Origin of the sequence: Leptospira yanagawae serovar Saopaulo str. Sao Paulo = ATCC 700523, assembly GCF_000332475.2 — a bacterium.
GTDB lineage: Bacteria > Spirochaetota > Leptospiria > Leptospirales > Leptospiraceae > Leptospira_A > Leptospira_A yanagawae.
In genome coordinates this window covers 922,020-947,737 of record NZ_AOGX02000015.1, presented here as the reverse complement: position 1 = coordinate 947,737, position 25,718 = coordinate 922,020, and the positions used below count along the sequence as shown (strand labels likewise).

27 protein-coding genes and 1 tRNA gene are annotated in these 25,718 nt (G+C 38.8%); 8 read left to right on the top strand and 20 right to left on the bottom strand.

The features are described from left to right. On the bottom strand, nucleotides 1-1,479 hold the full coding sequence (locus LEP1GSC202_RS08210) for an MBOAT family O-acyltransferase (RefSeq protein WP_015677194.1): 1,479 nt from the start codon (nucleotides 1,477-1,479) through the stop codon (nucleotides 1-3). 1 nt (nucleotide 1,480) lies between these two features. Then, the gene (locus LEP1GSC202_RS08205) at nucleotides 1,481-1,981 is read right to left on the bottom strand and encodes an NYN domain-containing protein (RefSeq protein WP_279615298.1); all 501 of its coding nucleotides are present in this window, start codon (nucleotides 1,979-1,981) and stop codon (nucleotides 1,481-1,483) included. A gap of 51 nt (nucleotides 1,982-2,032) precedes the next feature. Here LEP1GSC202_RS08205 and LEP1GSC202_RS08200 point away from each other — a divergent pair, with 51 nt between their 5' ends. Together LEP1GSC202_RS08200 and LEP1GSC202_RS08195 are read left to right on the top strand one after the other, a co-directional pair. Then, entirely contained in the window at nucleotides 2,033-2,785 is a 753-nt protein-coding gene (locus LEP1GSC202_RS08200) for an SDR family NAD(P)-dependent oxidoreductase (protein WP_015676700.1), read from the top strand. Between the two features lies 1 nt (nucleotide 2,786). Then, complete coding sequence (locus LEP1GSC202_RS08195; protein WP_015676801.1) at nucleotides 2,787-4,226, top strand: FAD-binding oxidoreductase; 1,440 nt, start codon at nucleotides 2,787-2,789, stop codon at nucleotides 4,224-4,226. Nucleotides 4,227-4,391: 165 nt separating this feature from the next. Here LEP1GSC202_RS08195 and LEP1GSC202_RS08190 read toward each other — a convergent pair whose 3' ends face one another. Genes LEP1GSC202_RS08190 through LEP1GSC202_RS08160 form a run of 7 tightly spaced genes read right to left on the bottom strand, consistent with a single transcriptional unit; the run spans nucleotide 4,392 to nucleotide 10,690 of the window. Next, nucleotides 4,392-5,528: an LptF/LptG family permease gene (locus LEP1GSC202_RS08190; protein ID WP_015677540.1), complete on the bottom strand. Its 1,137-nt coding sequence runs from the start codon at nucleotides 5,526-5,528 to the stop codon at nucleotides 4,392-4,394. Continuing rightward, complete coding sequence (locus LEP1GSC202_RS08185; protein ID WP_015676480.1) at nucleotides 5,525-6,808, bottom strand: PP2C family protein-serine/threonine phosphatase; 1,284 nt, start codon at nucleotides 6,806-6,808, stop codon at nucleotides 5,525-5,527. Before LEP1GSC202_RS08185 ends, LEP1GSC202_RS08190 begins: the two co-directional genes overlap by 4 nt. Beyond that, on the bottom strand, nucleotides 6,805-7,230 hold the full coding sequence (locus LEP1GSC202_RS08180) for an acyl-CoA thioesterase (RefSeq protein WP_015677064.1): 426 nt from the start codon (nucleotides 7,228-7,230) through the stop codon (nucleotides 6,805-6,807). Before LEP1GSC202_RS08180 ends, LEP1GSC202_RS08185 begins: the two co-directional genes overlap by 4 nt. 5 nt (nucleotides 7,231-7,235) lie before the next feature. Beyond that, entirely contained in the window at nucleotides 7,236-9,395 is a 2,160-nt protein-coding gene (gene pbpC, locus LEP1GSC202_RS08175) for a penicillin-binding protein 1C (RefSeq protein WP_015677221.1), read from the bottom strand. Then, on the bottom strand, nucleotides 9,367-9,981 hold the full coding sequence (locus LEP1GSC202_RS08170) for an RsmD family RNA methyltransferase (RefSeq protein ID WP_015676459.1): 615 nt from the start codon (nucleotides 9,979-9,981) through the stop codon (nucleotides 9,367-9,369). Before LEP1GSC202_RS08170 ends, pbpC begins: the two co-directional genes overlap by 29 nt. Beyond that, a complete protein-coding gene (locus tag LEP1GSC202_RS08165; protein ID WP_015677352.1) occupies nucleotides 9,982-10,509 on the bottom strand; it encodes a hypothetical protein in 528 nt (175 codons plus the stop codon). A 1-nt stretch (nucleotide 10,510) separates the two neighbouring features. After that, entirely contained in the window at nucleotides 10,511-10,690 is a 180-nt protein-coding gene (locus LEP1GSC202_RS08160; protein ID WP_015676599.1) for a hypothetical protein, read from the bottom strand. A 70-nt stretch (nucleotides 10,691-10,760) separates the two neighbouring features. Here LEP1GSC202_RS08160 and LEP1GSC202_RS08155 point away from each other — a divergent pair, with 70 nt between their 5' ends. The 5 genes from LEP1GSC202_RS08155 (at nucleotide 10,761) to LEP1GSC202_RS08135 (ending at nucleotide 14,206) form a co-directional block, all read left to right on the top strand. Beyond that, a complete protein-coding gene (locus tag LEP1GSC202_RS08155; RefSeq protein ID WP_015677519.1) occupies nucleotides 10,761-11,777 on the top strand; it encodes a hypothetical protein in 1,017 nt (338 codons plus the stop codon). Nucleotides 11,778-11,902: 125 nt separating this feature from the next. Next, complete coding sequence (locus LEP1GSC202_RS08150; protein WP_083930008.1) at nucleotides 11,903-12,229, top strand: LIC12806 family lipoprotein; 327 nt, start codon at nucleotides 11,903-11,905, stop codon at nucleotides 12,227-12,229. Further along, nucleotides 12,213-12,626 carry a SufE family protein gene (locus LEP1GSC202_RS08145; RefSeq protein ID WP_015677241.1) on the top strand — a complete coding sequence of 138 codons (414 nt, stop codon included), beginning with the start codon at nucleotides 12,213-12,215 and terminating at the stop codon, nucleotides 12,624-12,626. The genes LEP1GSC202_RS08150 and LEP1GSC202_RS08145 overlap by 17 nt, the downstream gene beginning before the upstream one ends. A gap of 73 nt (nucleotides 12,627-12,699) precedes the next feature. Then, nucleotides 12,700-13,881 (top strand): serine hydrolase domain-containing protein, encoded by a 1,182-nt coding sequence (locus LEP1GSC202_RS08140; protein WP_015676663.1) that lies wholly within the window; start codon nucleotides 12,700-12,702, stop codon nucleotides 13,879-13,881. Between the two features lie 4 nt (nucleotides 13,882-13,885). Then, the gene (locus tag LEP1GSC202_RS08135) at nucleotides 13,886-14,206 is read left to right on the top strand and encodes a hypothetical protein (protein WP_015676941.1); all 321 of its coding nucleotides are present in this window, start codon (nucleotides 13,886-13,888) and stop codon (nucleotides 14,204-14,206) included. Nucleotides 14,207-14,210: 4 nt separating this feature from the next. Here LEP1GSC202_RS08135 and LEP1GSC202_RS08130 read toward each other — a convergent pair whose 3' ends face one another. From LEP1GSC202_RS08130 to LEP1GSC202_RS08120, 3 genes are read right to left on the bottom strand one after another with little or no spacing between them, the layout of a single operon-like run. Continuing rightward, the gene (locus LEP1GSC202_RS08130) at nucleotides 14,211-15,128 is read right to left on the bottom strand and encodes an energy transducer TonB (RefSeq protein ID WP_015676359.1); all 918 of its coding nucleotides are present in this window, start codon (nucleotides 15,126-15,128) and stop codon (nucleotides 14,211-14,213) included. Further along, nucleotides 15,109-16,113 carry a Holliday junction branch migration DNA helicase RuvB gene (gene ruvB, locus LEP1GSC202_RS08125; protein WP_039928680.1) on the bottom strand — a complete coding sequence of 335 codons (1,005 nt, stop codon included), beginning with the start codon at nucleotides 16,111-16,113 and terminating at the stop codon, nucleotides 15,109-15,111. The genes LEP1GSC202_RS08130 and ruvB overlap by 20 nt, the downstream gene beginning before the upstream one ends. A gap of 22 nt (nucleotides 16,114-16,135) precedes the next feature. Then, the gene (locus tag LEP1GSC202_RS08120) at nucleotides 16,136-17,287 is read right to left on the bottom strand and encodes a trypsin-like peptidase domain-containing protein (RefSeq protein ID WP_051125300.1); all 1,152 of its coding nucleotides are present in this window, start codon (nucleotides 17,285-17,287) and stop codon (nucleotides 16,136-16,138) included. 123 nt (nucleotides 17,288-17,410) lie between these two features. Between LEP1GSC202_RS08120 and LEP1GSC202_RS08115 the strand changes: the two genes are divergently transcribed. Beyond that, nucleotides 17,411-17,977 (top strand): DJ-1 family glyoxalase III, encoded by a 567-nt coding sequence (locus LEP1GSC202_RS08115; RefSeq protein ID WP_015676514.1) that lies wholly within the window; start codon nucleotides 17,411-17,413, stop codon nucleotides 17,975-17,977. On the opposite strand, the gene LEP1GSC202_RS08110 is transcribed toward LEP1GSC202_RS08115, so the two are convergent. The 8 genes from LEP1GSC202_RS08110 to rpsT all read right to left on the bottom strand — a co-directional run bounded on the left by LEP1GSC202_RS08110 (nucleotide 17,965) and on the right by rpsT (nucleotide 25,668). Next, nucleotides 17,965-18,324, bottom strand: coding sequence for an STAS domain-containing protein (locus LEP1GSC202_RS08110; RefSeq protein ID WP_039928388.1), 360 nt, complete (start codon nucleotides 18,322-18,324; stop codon nucleotides 17,965-17,967). The two genes, LEP1GSC202_RS08115 and LEP1GSC202_RS08110, sit on opposite strands and share 13 nt — an antisense overlap. A 44-nt stretch (nucleotides 18,325-18,368) precedes the next feature. Further along, a complete protein-coding gene (locus LEP1GSC202_RS08105) occupies nucleotides 18,369-19,970 on the bottom strand; it encodes a carboxyl transferase domain-containing protein (protein ID WP_015676943.1) in 1,602 nt (533 codons plus the stop codon). Nucleotide 19,971: 1 nt separating this feature from the next. Then, complete coding sequence (locus LEP1GSC202_RS08100; protein WP_015677359.1) at nucleotides 19,972-20,877, bottom strand: alpha/beta fold hydrolase; 906 nt, start codon at nucleotides 20,875-20,877, stop codon at nucleotides 19,972-19,974. Between the two features lie 3 nt (nucleotides 20,878-20,880). Further along, complete coding sequence (locus LEP1GSC202_RS08095; protein WP_015676856.1) at nucleotides 20,881-21,912, bottom strand: GlmU family protein; 1,032 nt, start codon at nucleotides 21,910-21,912, stop codon at nucleotides 20,881-20,883. Between the two features lie 3 nt (nucleotides 21,913-21,915). Then, complete coding sequence (gene glmS, locus LEP1GSC202_RS08090; protein WP_015677107.1) at nucleotides 21,916-23,751, bottom strand: glutamine--fructose-6-phosphate transaminase (isomerizing); 1,836 nt, start codon at nucleotides 23,749-23,751, stop codon at nucleotides 21,916-21,918. Continuing rightward, nucleotides 23,736-25,112, bottom strand: a complete 1,377-nt coding sequence (gene glmM / locus LEP1GSC202_RS08085) for a phosphoglucosamine mutase (RefSeq protein WP_039928384.1) — start codon at nucleotides 25,110-25,112, stop codon at nucleotides 23,736-23,738. Before glmM ends, glmS begins: the two co-directional genes overlap by 16 nt. 103 nt (nucleotides 25,113-25,215) lie before the next feature. Further along, a tRNA-Val gene (locus LEP1GSC202_RS08080) sits at nucleotides 25,216-25,288 on the bottom strand. Between the two features lie 104 nt (nucleotides 25,289-25,392). Further along, complete coding sequence (gene rpsT, locus LEP1GSC202_RS08075) at nucleotides 25,393-25,668, bottom strand: 30S ribosomal protein S20 (protein ID WP_015677273.1); 276 nt, start codon at nucleotides 25,666-25,668, stop codon at nucleotides 25,393-25,395. Nucleotides 25,669-25,718 lie beyond the last annotated feature (50 nt).

Below are 25,718 nucleotides of genomic sequence, written 5' to 3'. Positions count from 1 at the left end.
CTAAAACCGATAATAAATAAACTCACCACCATCTTGCGATAACGTAGCAAGTAAAAAGATAGTGATCACACCAAGGACTGGTACAAGCCAAACATCATGTTTGCGAATTTTTACCCAAAATTCTGGAACGTACTGGATATGGTGGAAAAGTAAGACTGCAAATGAAGTGTAAAAAATTCGTTCCAAGTTTTCAATGTGTAGGTACCGAAACGAAGATCCTTCTCCCAAAAGAGAAGTGGCAGAGACTAACCATTCGTTTTGACTTCCGAGTAAGAGTTCTTCCAAACTAAAGGAAAAGTGAGTGAAAATTCCATGAAAATGATCCACCATATTGGATGCATTATTGGAACGAAACATGAGTCCTGAAATCGAAAACAAAACAAACACAATCATTGCTTTGATTACAATGAGAAATTTGTTTTTTTCTGGAGTTAACTTAAGTCCTAGTTTGCCTTCCAAAAATCTTTCGCCAGCTAAGATCACTCCCCAATAAAATCCCCAGCAAATAAATGTATAATCTGCGCCATGCCAGAATCCACCAAGTGTCATAATGATGATCAAATTTAAATAGGTTCTAAGTTCTCCTTTTTTTGAACCACCTAACGGAAAATAAATGTAATCGCGTAACCAAAAAGAAAGAGTGATATGCCACCTCTTCCAAAGTTCCCTTCCTGAAGTTGAGAAAAAAGGAGCCTTAAAATTTTCTGGAGTTTCAAATCCCAAAAAGAGAGCTACTGATCTTGCCATATCGGTTAGGCCAGAAAAATCGCTAAAGACTTGAATGGAGTAACAAATCCCCGCAATGAATAACGAAAAAGAATCATACTCTGCTGGTGAATTAAAAACAGGTGAAATGGTTAGAGACATTGGATCAGCAACTAACACTTTTTTAACAAGACCTGACATCATAAGATAAGATGCCCGGTACATCTTTTCTTTATTTGGTGTTAGTTTTTCCAAATTCGGAAAAAAATCTGACATTCGCATAATCGGTCCAGCGATGAGTACGGGAAAAAATGCGACAAAAAGAAAATAGTCTTCAACCTTTACTGTAGGTAAGTTTGGATTTCTATACGTATCAACAGCAGCGGCAATGACTTGGAAGGTATAAAAACTAATTGCAAGAGGAAGTGCGATGTGAATGAGATTTGGAACTTGTGCAAAAAATGGATAACTTGTAACATCTGCAAGTACCCTACTAAAAAAATACACATACTTAAAAAAACCTAAGTTGATTAGGTTGAGTGATACTGTGAGTCCAATCCAAAACTTACTAGGGTTTACTTGAATCTTTCGATAGAGGAGATAATTGATGCTGATGACAATCAGAAAGTGAATGGTCAAAGCTAATGAAAAGTAAGCATAAAAACTGATCCCTGAAACCAGTAAGAAGTATTTACGAAATTCTTTTGGGATGGCCCAATATAGAAGGTAAACAACGGAAAAAAAGATTAAAAATGGTATTGAATTGAACAACATATCAAGGAAGGAATTGTCTCTCCCAGTAATCGCTTTCTTTACTTGGTGTCAATCCTTCTTTCAAGTGGTTAAATTCAGTTTCATCCTCTTCCGTTTCCCGTTTTACCCATTCTGCATAAAATTCTTCTGAAGATTTCCGTTTTGCTCGTAGTTTTCTTGCAAAACTTAAGATTTCTTTATCTGAAGTCACCACCAAACATTGAGAAGGTACTTCACAATAATTTAAATAACCGATGATGAGTTCGTCTGCCTTTTTTTCATGGCTATAATGGATGGAAAAACCTTCCCAATCTTCCGAATAACAATCTGAAAGTAATTCCTTTTTCCCATCAAAAAATACGAGGATTTTTCGGTGTCCCAGGTCAGGAAAATGTCGTTTTAAATGTACGAGTAGGCCAAGCCTTGCATCTTGCAGACGGTATTCCCCCAAACAAAAAGCGAGGTCAGGGAATTTATACATTAGATTCATCCCGTCGATCAGGATTCTCTCATTTACGGGCACAACCCTATTGAAACCACTTGCCAGATTCGATTAAACCAAAAAAACGTAAACATGGGGAAAAAAATAATCATCGTCGGTGCCTCGAGTGGGATCGGAAAAGCCATTGCAGAACAAGAATTGAACGCTGGGTCCTCAGTGGTCCTTTTAGCGAGACGGGAAAAGTCCCTGGAATCCATCGCAAAACTTGGCAACAAATCCAAGGAGAAACGAGCCTTTCCTTTGGTCTTTGATGTGACCAAATTCGCGACTGCAGAAAAAACCTTTCAAAAGGCAGTTTCGCTTCTTGGTGGATTGGACGAAGTGTATTTTGCATCAGGAGTGATGCCTGAAATTTCCAAAGAAGAATACAACACAGCCAAAGATTTGGAGATGTTAAATGTCAACCTTTTGGGTGCCGTCGCATTTTTAAACCCAGTAGCCACCTACTTTACCAAACAAAAATCAGGAAAAATTGTGGGAATCTCCTCCATCGCAGGAGAAAGAGGTAGAAAAGGAAATCCTGTTTATAATACATCCAAAGCTGGTCTCAATACCTATTTGGAAGCATTACGCAATCGATTATCAGAAGTAAACGTCCAAGTAACAACGATTAAACCTGGTTTTGTAAAAACCGAAATGACAAAAGGTTTGGTTTTACCTGAAAAGGGTTTATTAAAAGCAATCACTGCAGAGGAAGCGGCTGAAAAAATCCGTGCCATTGTAGCCAATGGGAAAGACGAAGCATTTGTCCCTGGGATTTGGGCCCTTGTGGGTCTCATCATTCGAAACATTCCCAATTTTATTTTTAAAAAATTGAGTATCTAATATGGTAACAAAAAAAACAAAGTCCATTCCTAATTTCAAAGTACCTCAAAAAGAAAAAGTAGAAGCTTGGGGGATGAGTTCTTTTTCTATGTCACCCGTGTTTCGTCCAGAAACAGAAGAAGAAATTAAAGAACTGTTTGATTGGGCAAATCAAACAGGCACCAAAGTTGCGTTACGTGGTGGCGGATGTAGTTATGGTGATGCATCCACAAATAACGAAGGGATCGTTTTGGATTTAACTCGATTTAATAAGGTATTAGATTTTAATCTAAAAACCGGTGTGATGACAGTTCAATCAGGGGCAAGAATCAAAGACCTCTGGGAAACAGGGATTGAAAATGGTTTTTGGCCACCTGTAGTTTCTGGAACCATGATGCCTACCCTTGGTGGTGCCCTTTCCATGAACATCCACGGAAAAAATAATTTTAAAGTGGGAACCATTGGGGAACACATTAAAGAATTCACCTTTTTAACTGCAAAAGGAGAAATACTAACATGTTCTCCTAAAAAAAATGCAGATCTATTTTATTCAGCAATATCCGGCTTTGGAATGTTAGGTTGTTTTTTGACAGTTCAAATCAAAATGAAACCAATCTATTCTGGAAAAATGAAAATTGATCCTGTATACGTTCGCAATTTTGATGAGTTATTTGCATATTTTGAAGAACATTACAAATCCGCAGATTATTTGGTAGGTTGGATTGATGCATTCGCTTCTGGCAAATCCCTTGGTCGTGGACAAATCCACAAAGCAACGAACCTTAAAGAGGGGGAAGATCCTGATTTTCCAGGAAATTGTTTGTTAGAGAGACAACACCTACCGTCCCGATTGTTTTACGTGATCCCCAAAAAATGGATGTGGATCCTTATGCGGCCTTTCAGCTTCAATTTTGGAATGCGAATGATCAATCTGGCAAAATGCATCGCAAGTATTTTGGTAAACCATAAAGCATATTACCAAGGACATGCTGAGTATGCATTTTTATTGGACTATGTTCCAAATTGGAAATTTGTTTATAAACCAGGAGCCATGATCCAATACCAAGTGTTCATTCCAAAAGAAGGCGCAAAACAAGCATTTAGTGAGATATTCACAAAATGCCAAGAACGTGGAATTGTGAACTATCTTTCTGTATTCAAAAAACATAAACCAGATCCATTTTTACTCACACATGCAGTGGATGGATTTTCAATGGCAATGGACTTCCCTGTGACAAAGAGTAACCGTGAGAAATTATGGGCTTTGTGTTACGAGTTAGATGAAATTGTTTTGAAATACAAAGGCCGGTTTTACTTTGCTAAGGATTCAACTCTTCGCAAACGAGTGATGGAATCCTATTTTCCAAAAGAGAATTTAAAAAAGTTTTATAGTTTGAAGAAAAAGTATGATCCAAAAGGAATTTTACAAACAGATTTATACAAACGAGTGTTTTTAACTTAAATTTCTGATTAAAAAACCAATCACGTTCATCCAAAAGTTGTTATCTTTTCCAAATCAATCAATGGGGAAGGTAACAACTTTACAAGTCATCCCTTAGAAAGATAAATTCTTTTTTACAAAGTCAGATCCGCTTTCCAATCAAAAGAGACAAAAAGACTCTTTTAGTTAGATATTCATCCTTCTGTATAGAAAATATGCCGCATAGGTAAAGATCACAGGAGTCATCCACATCCCAATCCAAATAGGCAGTGCACCATTCTCAGCCAAAGTTTTTGCAGTAGAATTTAAAATATAATACAATAAAACAACCGCTATGGTAAGACCGAGACTTGCAACACCTGCCGAACGTTTGGTGATGGCACCAGCTAGGGCTCCGAGTGTCACAACCACAAACGACATCAGTGGCATTGCAAAGGCTAAATGTTGTTGGACAATGACATTGCGATACGGGATTCCCTTTGTAATCCTAGATTCGATCTCATCTGAAAGTTCAAAAAAATTCATCTCTTCTGGGTTTCGGATAGGTTTTGAAAAGTAAGCCAAATCTTCAGGGAAGTCATAGGTTTTTTCAGGGTATTTGGTTCTTGATACAAGTTCCAAATTTTCATTGAATCGAACTTCTTCCGCATCATACAAAATCCAACTATGAGGATTTGGAATATACTTTGCTTTTTGCGAAGTGACAGTGTAAGTTGGATAACCGTCATTCGTAATGTCTATGTAATTGAATCCACCCTTGATTGTGTTATCTTTTTCATCGATCCAATACACATAATAAAAACCTTTTTTGCCTTTGATATGTAATTGATAGACAAAATCAATCAATCGATTGGAACCTTTTGCCATAATGCTAAATTCGATTTGTGCCTTTTTATTGGCTGGGATCACAACCACTTGACCAAAGAGGGTCATAACGAGCCAGATGATGATCCCAAAAATCAGAATAGGTGTGATGATGCGGATAAAAGAAACTCCAGCAACCATCATAGCAACTAATTCTTTATTCACGCTGAACTGTCCAATGACAAAACATACGGAGAACATCAATGCAGGTGCGACAACTTGATCCACCATAGAAGGTAAGGAATACAAAACATGTAAGTAAACATGAGATTGGTTTACTTTAGATGAAACCAAATACTTCATCACATCGGTGAATTTATAAATCACAATCATCGAAGTTAACATGATGAGTGTGCCTAAAAATGTTTTAAAAAAATCAAAAAACAAATATCGATCTAGAGTTCGAAAAGGAATAAACTCTCTTTTGAACCAGAGGAAAGGTGTTAAGATAAGGTTCATTGAATTTCCAATAATAACATACTCATATCATCTGAAATCCGCTTCGCAGAATATGACATCGAGTCTTCATAAATAGCAGTTAAAAATTCATCACCTTTTTTGTCAGAATGATTTTTGATGGCAGAGAACAAATGTTCATCCCCATACATTTCACCCGACTCATCAAAAACTTCTAAAATTCCATCGGAATACAATAAAATCCGGTCTGTTTGCTTCAGAGTGATCTCATAATCCTTCAAACTCGGTTTCAAAAAACTTACAATTAGAGTGCCAAGGCCTTCCAAAAATTTTGGTCCTGTTTCCTTTTCGATGTGGATGATCGGCGGATGTCCTGCAATGGAATACAACATTTGTTTTGATTCATAATCAAAAAATAAAACACAAGCACTGATATGATTGTTGGGAACAAGAGACTGTAGTTCATCATGGATAGCTTTTAAACATTCGGAAGGCAACGATTTGTTTCCATGAATTTTGAAAGCGAGGACTGCCATCGCAGAAACCATAGCCGACGCAATTCCATGGCCTGAAACATCAGCAAAAAAAATTGCCATTTTTCCATCTTCTCTTTCCAAATAACTGATGGCATCACCACCGACTTGGTCAAAGGAACGAAAAAAAGAATGGATTTTGACTCCTTTTACTTTTGGCCAATCAGTTGTCACCAAATTGGATTGCGTTTCATTTGCAAGTTCCAATTCGTTCAACATTCGGTCTTGGAATTTTTTTAATTGAGATTCCGAAATTCTTAACTTCTCAACCGAACTCAATCTTATATTGAGTGTTAGATACGAAACCAAAGCAGGTGTGATGATGGCAGATAAATAAAGTGGTAAGTCAACTTGGTGTTCTTTTGTATAAATTCCAATCAGAATTCCAGCTGAAGTAACTGTTCCCAAATAGGAAACAAGGGAACGTCTGTCCACAAAACTAACACCAATACAAGTCAAAACCAAGATCATCCCCACCAAATAACCGATGTAAAGTGAGTTCCAATACAAAAGTATAAGAGAATGAGCACTCATAGTGTAAAAAAAGACAAACATGATCGCTTGTATATTCTTACGTACCCATGTTACAAAGTAGGTAGCGATAAAAAAACTGATGGTAATGGAAGCATGGACCACTCGAATCCACTTAGGATCATACAGGCCTAGTTCGTCCACTGGTGCAAAGATTCCAAACCCAATGAAACTCGAAAATACAGCAAGGCAGATTCTTGAAATTTTCAGAACTTCATCGTCTAGTTTGAAATCATCTCGCTTACTTTCTGAATTCATACCAAATGCGTACTTCCGAATTTTGTTTTAAAATGATCTGGTAAAGCAAATGGTTTTTGTGAAGTAAAATCAAACCAAATAAAGGAAGCATTTCCTGTCAGTACACATTCATCTGCTTCATTCCACATCGAACAAATCACAGAAAATGCACGTGAAGAAATCGAACTGACTTCTAACGTGATTTCGAGTGTGGCAGGGAATACCACTTGTTTGCGATAGTCCATATCCAAATGTGTCAACACAGGCCCAGCTTTGACTGGTTTTAAAGGAGAATCCCAAAGTCCTTCTTTGGTAAAATAATCCGCTCTAGCAGATTCAAAATAACGAACATAGGTTACATTATTGACATGTCCGAATGCATCCATCTCTCCCCAGACCACCTGTTGGATGAATTTGTGTTTGTATTTTGTTGGTTTAGACATGGTACCTACCGAACTTCAAAAAAAGACAATGAGACCACTCTCTTTTCCTTGTCTTTGATTTCCAAACGATACTCTCCTTTTTTAGGTTCCCAAAGGTAGGGACTTCCAGCGTTTGCGAGAAACATATCGTTCAAATAATACGAATAGGAAACATCATAAGAACTAATTGTAAAGAGGATTTTTTGTCGGCCACTTGGGATATCCGGATCCACTGCAAAAATACTCCCACTCACAGGTGTCAAAATTCTAAATGATTTTGTTTTTTCTATCTCGTTTGGATTAGACGAAGATTTTTCCTCATTTGATTTGTTTTCTTCTGTCCATATTGCTTCCGACGGAGATTGTAATTTGGAACCCAATGATTCGTGTAATAGGTCCATCGTCTCTCGCCAAACAGGTGCGGCACCGGTGATCCCTGAAACATCTAACATCGGTGCACCTGTGGGATTGCCAACCCATACTCCTACTGTATAATGTTCTGAATAACCGATACACCAATTGTCACGCATATCTTGACTTGTACCTGTTTTAACAGAGGTATAATACGATGTTGATAAAAAATTATCCCAACCAAAACCTAGGGATCTTGCTTCTCGGTCAGAAAGGATATCGGAGATCATATAACTCACTTGGGGTGAAAATATTGGTTTTGCAATTCTAACATTAGACTCCTGTACCCAATTCACTGGAGAATAGGTTCCTCCGTTTGCAAATACACGGTACGCATTGGTAAGTTCTAATAAACTAATGTCAGCTGCACCCAAAGCAAGTGAAGGTCCATAGTATTCAGGATATTGTAATCCTTGGATTCCAAGGTCTTCCAGTAATGAAACAAACTCATTCACATCTAAATATGACAAAGCACGAATTGCTGGAATATTAAGAGACGATGCCAAACTTTCTCTCACCGTAACATTCCCTTTGTAAGATTTATCATAATTGAGAGGCCTATAAATACCCTGGTACACGGAAATCCCGATGGGTGAATCGGATAAGATGGAATTTGGTGTTAATTTTTTCTTTTGAAAGTTTAAAGCATATACAAAAGGTTTCAGAGTAGAACCTACTTGTCGTTTGGTGCGAATTAAATCCAAATGCGAAACAGAACTTTCTTTTCCAATATTAGAAACATAAACCAAAACATTTCCTGTTTTGTTTTCTAAAACAATCACAGCTCCATCTTTAACATTTCGATTTTCTAAAGTTTTGATATTTCTAATTAAAATTTCTTCTACTTTCTTTTGGTAAAAAAAGGATAAAGTAGTTTCAATTTTGTCGGAACTTTTTTCCAAGGAAGGCATCCATCCTAAAATGGATTTCGCAAATTGAGGGACTAAAGATGGATACTGTACATAATCTGTATTACGAAATAACGATTCCCTTACAAATCTTGAGACATCTTCACAATCAGAGTTTCCACCATCTCTTTCCCATTTAAGGGCACACACGCGTTTGGCAATCGTTTCAATGGGACTTTGAGGAGATCGAATGAGTGCGGCAAGTAAGTAGGATTCGTTTGGTGTGAGTGCACTCACTGACTTTCGGAAAAGTCCATTTGCAGCAGCTGATATCCCTTTTAATTCTCCACGAAAATAAATCAAATTTACATAAGCGGTGAAAATTTCTTCCTTGGTCCAAAATGATTCCAGTTCTCTTGCCCGATTGATTTGTTTTATTTTTTGAAAGATCGACTTACGTTTGTTCGGACTTGGTTGCAACTCGGGGTCTAAAATCGTGGCAAGTTGCATGGAAATTGTAGATGCTCCGCGAAGGGATGACCCTTTAAGACTTGTCCAAAACGATGCGATGATGGCGTTCCCATCCACACCATTGTGTTGGAAAAACCGTTTGTCTTCAGCGTGTAAAATCGAATCTACTAAATACTTTGGAAATTCTTGGTATTCAACCCAATCTTCAGATCGATAGTCTTTACGTATGCGCAAACGTTGGATGAGTTCTCCCTTCCGATCATAAAATCGAATGTCGGAAGGTTGGTAATTGGATTTTACTTCCGTATAAGTTGGGAAGGCAAATAACGTTGTTGTGAAAAAGAATAAATAAAAAATCGAAACAAAAAAAATGAATTTTTGAAAATTAAAAAAATTTAAATTAAGAAAAACAAACGAAAGAGAAACATCAATCTTCCAATGTTTGATTTGTTTCATAACCTGTTTCAATGATGAGATGGCTTCCATACTCTCTGATTTTATAGGGAACATTTACCCAGATATTTTGCACAGTTTGATGTTCGGGGATTTGACATAGTATTAAATAAGGTTTTCCAGTGGATAAACAAAACTGATACAATTCTTCCAACATCGTTTGCATACGAGCTGGTGTTACTGACCAATAGGTATACGGTGGATCTAAATAAAAAATATAAGCAGTTTCGTCACCTATCTCCCATTTTAATACATGTTTTGTGGCATCTTTCCGAAATAATTGCACATTACGCAACCCACGAAACAAATTATGTAAATTCCGAAATCTAGTTTGATCGAGTTCATAAGTGAGCAGTCGATTTACGGACAAACTGTACGCTTCGGCAGAGATCTGACCACTCCCTGCAAAATAGTCACAAAACAAAATCGAATCGAAACTCAGTCCCCAAGAGAGTAAACGAGAATCCATTAGAGAAAAAATGGCTTTTTTCACCAAACTGTTGGTAAAATTTAAATGACCAGAAACATCGGGAGGTGTCGGGATTTCTTTTCCTTTCCACTTCCCCTGTGAGATACGCAAACCCTTCATTTATTTGGTTACCGTTTTCATTTCTTCTAATTGGGAAAGAATCTGTTTGGAGGGTGAATTGGATTCAATTTCCGAAAAAATCTTTTTTGCTTCCGAATCATTTTTTAAGTCCAAAAGGCCAAAACCATACAATAATAAGGCATCATTGTACTTAGGACTTTGTTTTCCCGATTTTTGGAATTCTTTTCCCCATTCAACAAGTAAGTCTGATTCTCCAAATACGAGAGCCCGTTCCATAAACAAATAGATAGCGTTCCAATAATGCACAGAGGAACGAAAGTTAGGTGAAACTTCTTTCCCTACTCGTAGTTTTAGATTTGACCAATTTTCTTCCGTGGAAACATACAGAAAAAAAATCCGAGGATCCTTTTCAGGTTCGCGTCCATTGAGATACTGGAGCGATTGTTTAGAAACAAGAGAATAGTTCCCTTTTTTAAATTCTGTATATAAGAGCGAAAATCCAGAGGATTCGCTCCAAAGTAATGTTGGGACGAATAAAAAACAAAAAAAAGATTGGGATAAGGTCAAATTATAGTTCGGTAATGTTGGATGATCCACACATCGGGCAAATTAACTCCCAAGAATCGAGGTATTCATCCTCACCTTCTGCTTCCCAACGATGGTCACAGTCTTCACAAGCATATGTTACGACGTCTTCGTTTAGGCTCTCTGCGTCGAATTCGTCATCATCTAAAAAGTCATCTTCCATACCCTTCTCACTAAATCACAAAGAAAAAGCCGTGTCAAGTGGGGAGGGCAAAAAAAAATGGGATCAAACGATGGCGATTTACTCTCGGTACGAACCACATAGAAAGAAGAAATCCAAGGCACCGCTATTTTTATTGGTTTTAGCGTTAGGCCTCTCCGCTTTAGGGTTTACCTATAGAAAAGAAATTTATTTTCTTTTTGCAAAAGACCAAAGCGTTCGAGCAGAAAAGACCAAAGAAAAAACGATAGAACTTTGGAAATCGGGAAACCTGAAGGAAAAGGAAATCGAAGATTTCCAATCGATTGCTGTTACCTATTCGGAAAAAGACCCAACAGATCCAGTTGCCTTTCACTTAATTGCCCGTAGTTTGTTTTGGAATTTGAACCGCCTTGGGATCCAATTCGACCATGATAGTTTGATTTTACATTTAGGATCACCTTTCCGAGAATTTATTGGAAATTCCGTTTTGGCCGAATCCACTTTGGATTCCATTTTTTGGAATGCAAGGACCGCAGAATCCTATTCGTCCTCGCCGTTTTCCGATTGGGAAAATAATTTAGTTTTATTATTTTTAGGGGAAACCCATCGCGGAGTCAAACGCCCACAAGTATTGATTCAGGAATATGGCAACATTGACAGATCCAAACTTTCCTTGGAACTCCAATCGGTTTACATTTGGTTACTAACTTTTAATACGATGTTAGCTGGTGATGCCACTGGGCTTGATAAATTGATCACCATTACAAAAGATCCAAATTATAAATTAGGGATCCAATTTACACCTAGGGAAGAAAATTTTTTGCGTGGTCTTGGAAAGTATTACAAAAAGGATTATGTGGGTGCTTTGTCTTTACTGAGACAAGCCAAAACGACAAACCCTGACACAATCACTGAAACATCAATCATCACTGAAGCAACTATCTTTCATTTGCAGAATTTATCTCAAAAAGGCATCGATCTTTTAGAAGAGTATTATATTTCCACAGGGAAAAAAAATCCAGAGATTCCAATTTTGGTATCAAAGTTTATGAAAGAAAAACCAGGTCTCAAAACAAAATTGGATTTATCTTTGGATAAAAAAGAATGAAAACCAATCCTTCCATTATTAGAATTTTAGCGAACAAAGGCAAAACAATCAAATCTTTCAAATCAATCGTCCAACCTCTTAATGAGAAACGAGTCCCATTCCTTTTTGTAACAATCAGTTTTGGAATGTTTGGTTGCGGACTGTTTTATAAAGGTGTACCAAAACCAGGTGAGTTTTGTTATGTATTGGCAAAACCTCCAGAATGTTTATATGTAGACTTTGAAAACAAAAAATTAGTTTGGGAAGGTGTCGAATATCCGTTGGATGAAAAACTTCGGATGGATTATTTCTTTCATAAAAATGAAGATTTGTTTGAATTAACAGTTGCTACGGTCAATCGAGTAGAAATCAAAAACCTTTCTACGTCTAACTTCAATCAGTTTTACATGAGAAAAAAAGATAAGTTCGCAGAAATCCCAAAAGGAAGTTCTAAAGATGAAACAAAACATTGAGGAAATCCAAAAAGAAATCATCGCCGAGTTTTCCGAGCTTACCGACTGGGAAGAAAAGTTTCAATATTTAATTGAGTTAGGTGAAGGATTACCTTCGTTCCCAGATGAAAAACGAACAGAAGAATATTTAGTACCAGGATGCCAATCAAGAGTGTGGGTCGCACCAAAACTCAAAGAAGGAAAATTGGAATTTGATGCCGATAGTGATACTGCACTTACCAAGGGACTCATCGCCATTCTTATACGCGTGTTTTCAGGACAAAGTCCGGAAGATATAGCAAATGCCTCCCTCAGTTTTATTGAAGAAGTAGGTCTTTCAAAATTTTTATCCATCTCAAGGCGGAATGGACTCTTTTCTATGGTACAAAAACTAAAGGGTTATGCAGAAAAAGTATAATCATTCGCTTTTTTCCTTTGCAAACTGATTTTATCTGCTTAGAATTCTCTTTCGAATCATCTTTGGGAATTCTATGAAACAAATTCTAATCTTCATCTTTGTTCTTTTTACGATCCACTGTGGAAAAGATCTTTCTCCCTTTGGTGGAGAAGTCAATGTACAAGCTTTACCAAAACGATTAAAACCTGAATGGCCAATTCCCAACTGGAGAATAGTCACCCCCGAATCGGTAGGTGTTTCTTCCGCAAAACTCAAATTAGCTGAAGAGTATGCCTTCACTCGAACTGGTGATGAGACAGACCGCAAAGGAAGAAGGACGGATGCACTTGTTATCCTTCGGAATGGAAAACTCATTTATGAAAAATATGCGCGTAATTTTAATGAAGAGAAAGTTCACCTAACATGGTCAGTTACAAAAAGTGTATTACAAACCATGTATGGAATTGCTGTCAAACAAGGTCTCATCAAATTAGATGACCCAGGGTATTATCATTACGAACCTCTCAGCCGAGATGAGTCTCATAAAAAAATTACTATCCGTCATTTATTGAATATGTCTTCAGGACTTGCCGCTGAGGAAGGGTATGAAAGTGGTCCTTTAAAATCATCCGTCATTGCGATGTTGTATACAAGAGGCAGATCGGATATGGGCAATTTTTGTGCAAACCTACCTTTACGCGCGGAACCAGGCACGCAGGTGTATTACTCAAGTTGTGATACCAATATCCTTTCAGCGATCTTAAAAAAAGTGTATGGCAAAGAGGAATACGATAAACTCCCTTTCGAAAAAATCTTCCAACCATTAGGAATTTCGAATGTTACCTTTGAAAGAGATGGATCAGGTACGTTTGTTGGTTCATCTTATCTTTATCTCACAGCGAGAGACCTTGCCAAAATTGGTTATTTGTATTTAAACGATGGAGTTTGGAACGGAGAACGTTTATTACCTGAAGGTTGGGTGAATTTCACTAGAACCCCTGCTCCAGGTTACAAAACAACTCCATACTCAGAAGATTTATCTCAGGATAATTATACTGCTCATTGGTATGCCAACACAGGTGTGCCCGATCGAGGCATCCACGAACCTTGGCCTGATGCGCCGAAAGATACCTTCGCTGCTCTTGGGCATTGGGGGCAAATGATGTATGTGATTCCAAGCTTAGATCTAATCATTGTTCGGTTTGGAGATGATCGGGAAAAAGCCTTTATCAAAAATGATTTTTTAAAATTAATTAAGGAATCGGTAATTCGGTAATCTTATGAAACGTAAAATCTCAGTCATTTTATCTTTATTATTCTTAATGCTTTTGTTTTGGGCACAGTGGAATTGGAAACACCTCTCTAGTTTTCCTTCCATCATTTCCAGCTTTTATTCCAAAGAGTATTGCAGTTGTTACTTTGTGATGGAGTTATCGGAAGAACAATGCCATGATTTTGCAAGGCAATGGGTTCCGATTAGTGAATTCAAACTAGACAAAGAAAATACTTCTGTTACCGTAAGAGGTCTTGGTAAAACCAATACCGCAAAATTCCAATCCAAACAATATGGTTGTAGCCTTTTAAATGAAGGAACTAACTAACGTTTTAACGATAGTAACGCATTCCTGGAAAAATAAAATTGATGCCAAAGATGAGTCCTTTGGCTTTTACTTCTTCAGGTACTGGGCCAAAATTTTGCCCACGGATAGAATCCATACAAGCTTGGTCGACAACGACTTGGCCTTGAGAAGAAACCAAACGAACATCCAAAACTTGTCCTTGTTCACTTAACATAAATAAAACTTTGGTTTCCCCTTCTTTGATCCCCTCCCTGGCTACAACTCCCGCCATATCTCGGTAAGCATAGTTCCCTCCACCAGGTGGGGCAAAGGATTCCTCAATTCGTTTCAACATGTTTTTGAAATAATAATAACCAGCGAGCTGTTTGGTGGGTATCGTTAATGCTTTTGCACCATCCCATCGGAACAAGAAGTCTTGTTGGAAACGATAATTAAAAGGAATTTTTGTCATCTGACCAGAACTTGCTGACTGGTTTGGGCTCTCCTGTGCATTGGCATTGGATTTTGGATCTGCCTTAAAGATTCCAAATTCAAAAATATCATCTTCTTTGGTTTGTTCCGACTTGGGTTGTGCCTTACTCGGTGTAGAAGAAGAACTTCCCATCACAAATTCATGAAATTTGGTGAGTGTATGAAAACCTTGTTTTTCGGTAACACCACCGCCTCCCGCCGAATCTTTGTTAGATAAGGCTTTGTATTCATCTTTTTTGTCTGGATTGATGAACTGTTGTTCGACGAGGACTTCGTAGATTTTTTCTTGTTCTTTTGGTCCAAGGGTTTCGGTCGCTTGTTCCTCTGCCCACATCTTCCATAACATATTACGTGTGATGAGGTGAGCTAAAAAAAAGGAAGCAATCAAAATTACAAAGGTAAAGGCGAAAAAAAGACGTTTTTCCCCTTCTTCTTTTTCGGGTAATCGGAAATCAAAAGAGAGTGGGGCCATTTTCACGATTTTCTCCCGTATTTCCAATATACGGAAGTCCCAAATGTTCGTAAGCTTTTTTCGTAGCCACCCGGCCTTGTGGGGTGCGGTCAATTAGGCCCACACGTACGAGGAATGGTTCGTACGTGTCTTCTATGGTACGTTCTTCTTCACCAAGCACAACCGCAATGGGTTTGATGCCCACAGGTCCTCCGCCATAACGCGAAATCAGGATGTCCAAAATTTGGCGGTCAACGGCATCGAGTCCCAAATGGTCCACACCCATGCGGTCAAACGCATACCGACAGGTTTTTAGACTAACAGATGTTTCGTTGTTTACCTCTGCAAAATCTCTTACGCGTTTGAGTAAGTGGTTTGCGATCCTTGGGGTTTTACGGCTTCGTTTACCAACTTCCATGGCAACACCTTCTCCCAATTCCACACCGAGAAGTTTGGCAGATCGATCCACGATGATTTGCATCTCTTCATCGGTATAAAAATCAAGTTTGAGATGGATGCCAAATCTAGATTTGAGTGGATCACTGACAAGACCCGACCTTGTGGTGGCTCCGACCAATGTGAATGGTTGGAGTTGGATCTGCAAAGCGTTTGCGGTGATGCCTTCCCCCACAACAAGGTCCACAAAAAAGTTTTCCATGGCTGGGTATAAGAGTTCTTCCTGTTTTTTGATGAAACCGTGGATTTCATCGATAAAGAGAACTTCGTTGGTTTTGAGTAAGGTGAGAAACCTTACCAAATCAGCTCCCTTTGAAATCGCAGGAGCGGATGTAGGAGTGAAGGCAACGGCAAGTTCATTGGCAATGATATTGGCAAGAGTTGTTTTCCCAAGCCCAGGTGGGCCTGAAATGAGTACGTGGTCGAGGGGGCTTTTTCGTTTGCGTGCCGCTTCGACATAGACCGAGAGATTGGCCAATACCTCTTTTTGTCCGATGAACTCAGACAGTTTTGTAGGGCGAAGGTTTGGTTCTTCTTCGCCCGCTTGCATCCAATCTTCTCGTAAACTCACCTCAATTGGGTTTCTTCTCTGGAGTGATGGACGTCAAGATTTCATTTTTATTTCGGATGATTTTTAACTCAATGCGTTTGCCAATTTTGGAGTTCACAATCAATCCAACGAGTTCATCTGGGGTTCGGACTGGTTTTCCTTCCACTTCGACAATGACATCCATCAACTGCAATCCCGCTTTGTCAGCTGGAGAACCTTTTACGATTTGGTGGATGATGGCACCTTGTTTGCTTTTTAATCCAAATTGAGCTAAGTCTCGGTCGGTGATGTGGTCCACACCAGCACCAATCCAAGCTCGTGCCACTGATCCATTTACCTTTAACTCTTCTACCACTCTGCGAGCTTCGTTGATGGGGATGGCAAATCCAATTCCATCAGATCCACCGGATTGGCTCACTATCATTCGGTTGATTCCAATCACTTCACCACGAATGTTTAAGAGTGGCCCTCCACTATTCCCTTGGTTGATGGCTGCATCGGTTTGGATGTACGCAAGACCAGATCGGTCAAGACCTCCCCTTTGGATGGCGGAAACAACTCCTACGGTAAAGGATTGTTCGAGTCCAAGGGGAGCACCAATGGCAATGGCCCAGTTCCCTACTCTTACTTTACTCGAATCACCAATCAAACTGGGAACAAGAGTTCCTTTGGGAGCACTAATTTTTAATAAAGCGATGTCAGCAGTAGGATCAGAACCAATGAGTTTTGCTCCGTATTCACTTTTGTTTTTCAACTTTACGGTAAACTTATCCATGTTCTCCACTACATGGTGGTTTGTCATGATGTACCCATCTTCGTTTAACACAATGCCAGAACCTAATCCAGATAACCTTTGTTGGCGCGAGCCCTTTCTTTGGTTTTGAGGTGGGCCAAAAAAATATTCAAATGGATGTAAGGGAACATTCACAGTCCCTTCCGTTGCAATGGAAACCACACTTGGGGAAACCTTATCGAATACTTCTTGGAACGCATCTTCTAAAGCTACAGCTTGGGTTTGTGCAGGTGATAGTTTATCACTGCCATCTGCTTTCAGTTGTAACGGGTTTTCTGATGAATTTCCGCAAGTGAGGATGGGAGACAAAAAAGTCCCCAATAATAAAAAACTAAACGCGACGGCTATGTATCGTAAAGGATTCGTTTTTTTCTCAGTCATAGACAATGAACACTCTCTCCTATAGTATCAGACCCATGAAACGGGGGGAAAGTTCCCATTTCTTGGGATCGTTTTTTTACAAAAAAACTTGAACAATTTGTAACTAGCAAAACAAGTCTTAGTATGGCAAGTAAGGTTTTGGTTCCCCTATGTCCAGGTTTTGAAGAAATGGAAGCGATCATCTTAATTGATGTCCTTCGCCGTGGCAAGGTTGAAGTTGTTTCTGTCAGTAAAACAAAAGAACCCATCATTGCTTCACGAAATACCATTCATTTGGCAGACAAAACTTTTTCTGAAGTGAAGGCAGATGATTTTGATGCCATGATTTTGCCGGGTGGACTGAATGGCACAAAAAATCTATTGGCCGAAGGGGAGGTTCACTCTCTCTTACATTCTTTCCATAATTCTCAAAAACACATTGCCGCAATTTGTGCCGCTCCGGCTGTTTTACGAAAATTAAAAATCATTTCAAAAGAGGATCCTTACACAGCATTTCCTTCAACAGAAGATTTGGTAAAAGGAGAAGGTGGAAAGTATACAGGGAATCGAATTGAATCGCATAACCGTGTTCATACGAGTATTGGACCTGGCTCTGCCTTTGAATTTGCTTTGTACATTTTAGAATTATTGGAAGGGAAATCAGTAATGGAAACAGTGAAACAAGGACTACAACTCCCTCATTCCGAATGAGAATTCCTTTCATTGATGAGCGACTGCACTGCCATGTCTTCTGTTTCAAACACCTCTAAGTGGCTTTCCATACCTGTCATTTTGAAAACTTTGGCAACCGATCCATGAACACTGCAAACTTTCAAATTTCCATGGTATTTTTTAAGTTTGTACATGGCCGTCACAAGAGTTCCAATCCCAGAGCTATCCATAAAAGGAACTTTTTCTAAGTTAACCACGATTTCATATTGGTGTTTGCGCATTTTCTCATCTAAAATATCTTTCAATTCTTTTGCGTTGTACAAGTCGACTTCACCTTCAATGGTGATAACGACTACTTGATGAGATGACGTTTCGTGGATGACCATTTGATTTACGTTTGCACCTTAAATGGAAATGAAAAGGAAAAAAATTACATTCGAAAGACACCAAACGGTTTTCTTTCTTCTTTTCGCCGACTTAAAATCGACAGTGCCTTACCTAGTACATTCCTTGTATCGGCAGGATCAATGATTCCATCATCCCAAAGTCGTGCAGAGCTGTATACAGCAGACGATTTTTTTTCATAATCTTCCAAAATTGGTTTTTTGAATGTGGTTTCTTCCTCAGCTAAAATCTTTTCCCCTGCTGCTTCCTTTTGGTCCTTTTTCACAGTCCATAATACATTGGCAGCTTGTTCCCCACCCATCACTGAAATCCGTGCATTGGGCCACATCCATAAAAATTCTGGAGCAAAAGCACGGCCACACATTCCGTAATTCCCTGCACCATATGACCCACCTGTAACAATTGTTAACTTAGGAACGGTAGTTGTGGACACTGCATTCACCATTTTGGCACCATCACGTGCAATTCCATTGTTTTCATATTTTTTCCCTACCATAAATCCAGTGATGTTTTGTAGGAAAAGTAGGGGGATTCTTCTTTGGTCACAGAGTTCGATGAAGTGTGCTGCTTTAAGTGCCGACTCGGAAAAAAGCACTCCATGGTTTGCGATGATTCCCACTGGGTATCCATAAATCTCGGCAAAACCAGTGACTATGGTAGTTGCATATAGCTTTTTAAATTCATGAAAACGTGACCCGTCCACTAACCTTGCGATGATTTCTCTTGGATCATAGGATTTACGGGAATCTCTTTCGATGATTCCATAAATTTCTTCTGTCGGGTATAAAGGTTCTTCTGTTTCTCTGTCAGGAGAATCCGCTTTGGCATTTAAATTTTTGATAATAGAACGTGTGATTTCCAGAGCATGAAAATCATCCTCTGCAAAATGATCTGTAACGCCTGATATACGGCAATGTACATCTGCCCCACCTAATTCTTCTCCCGTCACAACTTCTCCTGTTGCTGCTTTCACAAGGGGAGGACCACCTAAAAAAATCGTTCCGTTGCCTTTTACAATCACGGATTCGTCAGACATGGCTGGGATATAAGCACCGCCAGCCGTACAAGACCCCATAACAACCGCTATTTGAGAAATTCCTTTTGCACTCATACGTGCTTGGTTAAAAAAGATCCTACCAAAATGATCTTTATCTGGAAAAACTTCATCTTGCATGGGTAAAAATGCGCCACCAGAATCCACCAAATAAATACATGGTAAAAAATTGTTTTCAGCAATTTCCTGGGCTCGTATATGTTTTTTGACAGTAAGGGGGTAATACGTTCCACCTTTGACAGTTGCATCATTTGCAACTATCATACAGTCTATTCCTTCTACCTTACCGATACCTGTGATGATCCCTGCTGAAGGCACTGGATCTGGATACACGGCTTCTGCAGCAAGCCCACAGATTTCCATAAATTCCGTGTTTGCATCAATGAGTTCTGCGATACGTTCCCTTGCAGTGAGTTTTCCTCTAGCTTTGTGTTTTTCCAAAGCTTTTTTTCCACCACCTAACTTCACTTGTTCGATTGTCTTTCGAATTGGAACCAAAGTTTCCAAATATGTTGTACGATTGGCTATAAAGTCCGAAGAAAGGGGATTCACTTTGGAGATCAGTCGTTCCATATCAGTCCTTGTTCTGTTTGTTAAAGTGGAAGGTTTTGGTTTTTTTATGAGAAAAACTATCTACGAAGTAATGGAGTTTTTCATAAACGACGGTTGGGCATTCTTCCATTGCTAAATGTTTGCAAGGTAAAAAAATCAGACTACTTGTACGAAGGGTTTCTTTCATGTACTCAGTTTGTTTTGGAGAGATACGATAGTCTTCTTCCCCAATGTAAATTTGTCTGAGGCCAACAAAATTTTTTGCACCTTCCTCAATTTCTCGTAACGCATGAGTGGAACGGTCGACATTCCGAACAAACTCCAAAGTGTTTTTTCGATTTTTTCCTTCGAATAACAAATGATACATGGTCTTTTCCCACTCACTTGTAAAATGATGAGTTTTTTTCACCAAAAACCATTTATAAAAAAATCGAAGCAAAGGTGGCCTGAACAAAAATGAAAAGAGCTCACCAATCAGCGGTAAACGTAAAAAATGTAATGGAAAATAAAATTTAAATTTTGGTAAGTTCATAAACCCACCTAAAATCGAAAGAGACTTGAATTGGTTAGCATGTTCCTTAAATGCAAAACACAAAATAGGCAAGGCATAATCATAGGCGACCACATGTACTTTTTTATCACCTACTACTTTTTCCAAAAACGGGGAAAGGTAATGAGCCTGTAGTCTATGAGATAAGGGCCCATCTGGCCGACTGCTGAAACCTGTACCCAAAAAATCTAATGCGATCACGCGGTAATGGGTAGATAATAATTCAACCAGTTTACGATAGTTATAGGAAGTGGTCAAAAAACCTGGTAACAAAAGTATAATTTCATCACCCTTGCCTTCTTCTAAATAAAAAAAACTAAGGCCATCTATTTCCACAGACTTTCCGGAATTGATATGTGCCTGTAAACTAGGTGTCATGTTTCACTCCGTAAACTTTCCATATAATTTTCTTAAATAATGGTCTTCAAATTCAAATAAATTCATACTCCGACGAGCCATAATTTTTTTTGTATCAAATAAAAACTCTTCTAACCGATACCGACCACCAGGTTTGATCCATGTAAATGCTGGCACATAACCTTGGATTCTGGATTCCACAACATTACTTGCGATATCAAAAACCGTACCTGTATTTGACATCACACCAATTGCCAATTTGGTAAAGGGACCTATGATGGAACCAAACTTAATGGTGCCAGTATTTACGATTGATTCACCTACTTTTAGTTTAACGATGCCATAATTATTTTTAAGATCACTAGTCGTAGACAAAGCACCTAAATTGACCCAATTGGAAACAAAACTATGCCCCAAAAAACCTTCATGGTGTTTATTGGTAAAATCTAAAATGATAGAATTTTCTACTTCACCACCAATGCGACATTGGTTTCCAATCAGCGTTCCACCAGTGATGCGAGCATTGTCAATTTGGCTATTTCTTCCGATAAATAGTGGGCCTTCTAAAAAACTAAAAGAAGATATTTTGACACCATCTTCCACAAGGATGGGACCGTGAGTGGTATCAAAAACAACTCCTGGATACACAGTGGCACCAGCATGAATGTACAAATGTTTTTCTTTTCCAACAATATGGAATCCTGATTGTTTTGCTTTGTACTTTTGACGGAATCGTTTCCATTCTTTTTCAATGTTGAGGGTGTCCTCGATGATGGATGTGACAGTTCCCAATAATTCCCAAGGCAAAAAAGAATCAGAGCTATAAATCGAATCATAAGTTTCAAGTGAAGCCGGTAAAACATGTGGATAACGATTAAAAATTAAAGTTTCAAAATCTGGATTCGGGCCCTTGTAAAAGATTTTGGCACCAGGGTATTTCCTTTCTAACTTTTCAAGTAAGGACATACCTCCCAAGTTCCATTCAAAAAAAGAATGGAATCTAGAGAGTGGTTCTAATGCAGGATTTCGTTTTGAATCATCTAATAGGAGATTCACAAATCACTCCACTGTAACCGATTTTGCTAAATTCCTAGGTTGGTCCACATTACATCCCCTAAGAATTGCTATGTGGTACGATAACAGCTGTAATGGGATGACTGCAAGTAAGGGGACCAAAGCATCAGCAGTTTTTGGAATTTCAAAAGTGTAATCAGCCATCGATTTGATTTCGGTATCACCTTCAGTAACAATAGCGATTACTTTTCCTTTTCTAGCTTTTACTTCTTGTATATTGGAAATAACCTTTTCATAGGAACTATCCTTTGTTGCAATAAAAACAACTGGCATATCTTCGTCTATGAGTGCAATCGGACCATGTTTCATTTCGGCAGCAGGGTAACCTTCGGCATGGATGTAAGAAATTTCTTTTAATTTCAAGGCACCTTCTAATGCCACAGGGAAATTAAATCCTCGTCCCAAATAAAGGAAGTTAGATGCTCTATAAAAATGTTCAGAAATATTTCGAATCTCTTCATCTTTGGTTAGAATTTTTGCTACCTTGTCCGGAATAGAATCTAATTCTAATAATAATGTTTGGTAGTCTGAAAGAGAGATAGATCCTCTTTTTAATCCCAAGTAAAGTGCCATCATCGTTAGAATCGTGACTTGGGAAGTGAATGCCTTTGTTGATGCAACTCCAATTTCAGGCCCAGCATGCAAATACGCACCTGCGTGTGAAGCACGAGCAATGGATGAACCAACTACGTTACAAACTCCAAATATCAAAGCCCCTTTTGACTTGGCAAGTTCGATAGCAGCAAGCGTATCCGCAGTTTCTCCTGATTGGGAAACCGCAATGACAACATCACGTTCGGTTACTATGGGATTACGGTAACGAAATTCAGATGCATATTCAACTTCTGTTGGGATCCTTGCCAGATCTTCAAACAAATACTCTCCAATGAGTCCTGCATGCCAAGAAGTCCCACAACCAACTAAAATCAAACGATCCGCATTCAAAAATCGATTGAGGTATTGGTTGATTCCACTTAAGAACAAATGGTGTTCGCGCGAAACCAATCGACCACGCATCGCATCACGAATCGACTTTGGTTGTTCAAAAATTTCTTTTAACATAAAGTGTGGGTATCCACCTTTCTCTATGTCTTCCAAATCCAATTCTAGTTTTTGAATGAATGGGGTTTTTGTCACATTCTCTAAATTTTTAACTACAAGACTTCCGTCTTTGATGATTGCCATTTCTTGGTCATTGAGGTAAGTGACATTATTCGTATATTCAATGATAGGTGTGGCATCTGAAGCAACAAAGTATTCATCCTCACCGATTCCGATCACAAGTGGTGATCCTTTTCTTGCAGCAATCATACTTCGTTCATTGTCTTTTGATAGTACAACAATCGCATATGCTCCAACCACTTCATTTAAAGCCAAACGTACGGCTTCTTCGATCGAACAATTATTTTGTTTTTTAATTTCTTCGATTAAATGGATAAGGACTTCTGAGTCAGTATCTGACTTAAATTTATGTCCGCTACTTTCTAACTCTTTTTTGATGGAACCATAATTTTCAATGATACCATTGTGGATGATTGCCAAATGACCATCGGAACTTGTATGAGGATGCGCGTTACGATCGCTAGGCTCACCGTGTGTAGCCCAACGAGTATGTCCTATTCCAAGGCTTGCTTCTAATTTTCTATTGCCAATTTCTGTTTCTAAATCAGCAACCTTTCCCTTTTTTTTAACGATTTCCAAACCACCGTTTAACAATGCCACACCGGCACTATCATAGCCACGGTATTCCAATCGTTTGAGTCCTTTGATGATGACAGGAAGAGCTTCTCTTTTACCTAAATAACCTACGATTCCACACATTGTTTTACCCTCTTTAAGGTAGATTCCAAATCAGTTTGGGATTTTGTTTCTGTAATGACACGAAAGATAGGTTCCGTATTGGAAGGCCGTATATGGATCCATGAATCGGAAACATACATCCACAACCCATCTTTTTCGGAAATGAGTTTCGGAGAAAACTCAGATGTAAATTTTTCATATAAACTTTGTAAGGACATACCTTTAGCTAAAGGGAAAGATTGTTTGTCCATATAGAGGTTTGGTAACTCATCCATCAGCTCATCAATGGACTTCCCTGTTTCCGCCATAACATTTAAGATATGAGCAATACCAGACAGTGTATCACGTCCAAAGGAAGGGATATTTGGATCAATGACACCACCATTGCCCTCACCACCGAACACTGCTTTGGTTTTGATCATTTCTTCTACAACATTTGCTTCACCCACTTTACTGCGAATCACTTCGCTTCCAAATCGAGAAGCCACTTCTTCGTTCAAAAAACTGGTAGAAAGGTTCACAACAACCTTGGATTTTTTCTTGGAATTTGCTAAAACATTCATTAGAGCCAAAGGAAGGGTATACTCTTCGGAAATGGCACCACGTTTAGGAGTGAATAAAACCAACCTGTCCGCATCAGGGTCGAGTGCAAAACCGATATTGGCTTTTGATTTTTTAAAAAAAGGTTCAACAGTTTTTAAGGCGGCGGCCGTTGGTTCGGGAGGTCGTGGAAATGTTCCATCCGGATTACAGTTATGGGAAACTACTTTACAACCTAACATCTGTAAGAACTTTGGAACTACATAAGAGCCCGCGCCTCCAACAGCGTCCACAAAAACCGTAAACTTTTTCTTTTTGATTTTGTTAACATTTACACGTTTCAAAACAGAAGACAAATGAAGATCGATATAATCTTCTCCAGAATCAATATAACCTTTCGGAGAAATTTGTTCTTTGGTAAAAGACCCAGACTGTAGGATGGATAGAAGTTTTTGGTTTTCTTCCGCAGAAAAGAAAAACCCTTTTTTGGAAATAAATTTAAATGCGTTCCACTCCATTGGGTTGTGAGAAGCAGAAATCATAATCCCACCATTCGCTTTTGCCAAATTCACGACTGCCTTTGTTGTGGGAGTGGGAACAAGACCCAATGTTAATACCGAAGATCCAGAAGCTAACAATGCAGAGGTGAGAAGGGATTCTAAATAAGGACCACTTGGTCTTGAGTCCCGGCCAACCACAACCGTTCCACCATTCATCATGGTTGCAAAGGACTTTGAGAAAGCAAGTGCCTCTTCCAATCCAAATCCTTGTGCGATTTTTCCCCGAACACCGGAGATGGAAATCATGAGAGAGGACAGATCATACTCTTTAGTAAAATGCATACAATACGATCAAGGCTCTTGGATTCGCACTGTAAGTCTATCTTTTTGCTTTGTGCGAGCTGTTTGTGAATGGGAAATAAAAAAAGAATAAAGGCAAACGGTTTGGGCGATGACAGGATTGAACTGCCGACCCGCTGCTTGTAAGGCAGCTGCTCTCCCAGCTGAGCTAATCGCCCGTTGTTATGACCAGTAAACTAGCTGTTCGAATTCTGTAAATGAGAAATAGAAATAAAAAAGGCCACTCGATGGTGGCCTCATTCCTAGGAGTTATGTGCGAATGTTAGGCGGCTTTTGCGTCAATGGAATTGATGCGAAGAGCCATACGAGATTTTTTACGATCTGCATTTTTTTTGTGGATGAGTTTTGTTTTTGCAGCTCGATCCAATTTAGAAGAAAGTTTTGAAAATACAGATAATGCTTCTGTTTTATCGCCAGATTTAATGGCTTTGATGAGAAGGCGTGCGTAAGTGCGCAATTCACTACGGTCTTCTCCATTTCGCTCTTTTCTACGAGCAGTTCTGCGAATGTCTTTTTTAGATGATTTTAAATTAGCCAAGGAATGTCCCCTATGAGGAATTTTTACTTATCTTTTGAGTACCACTCTGC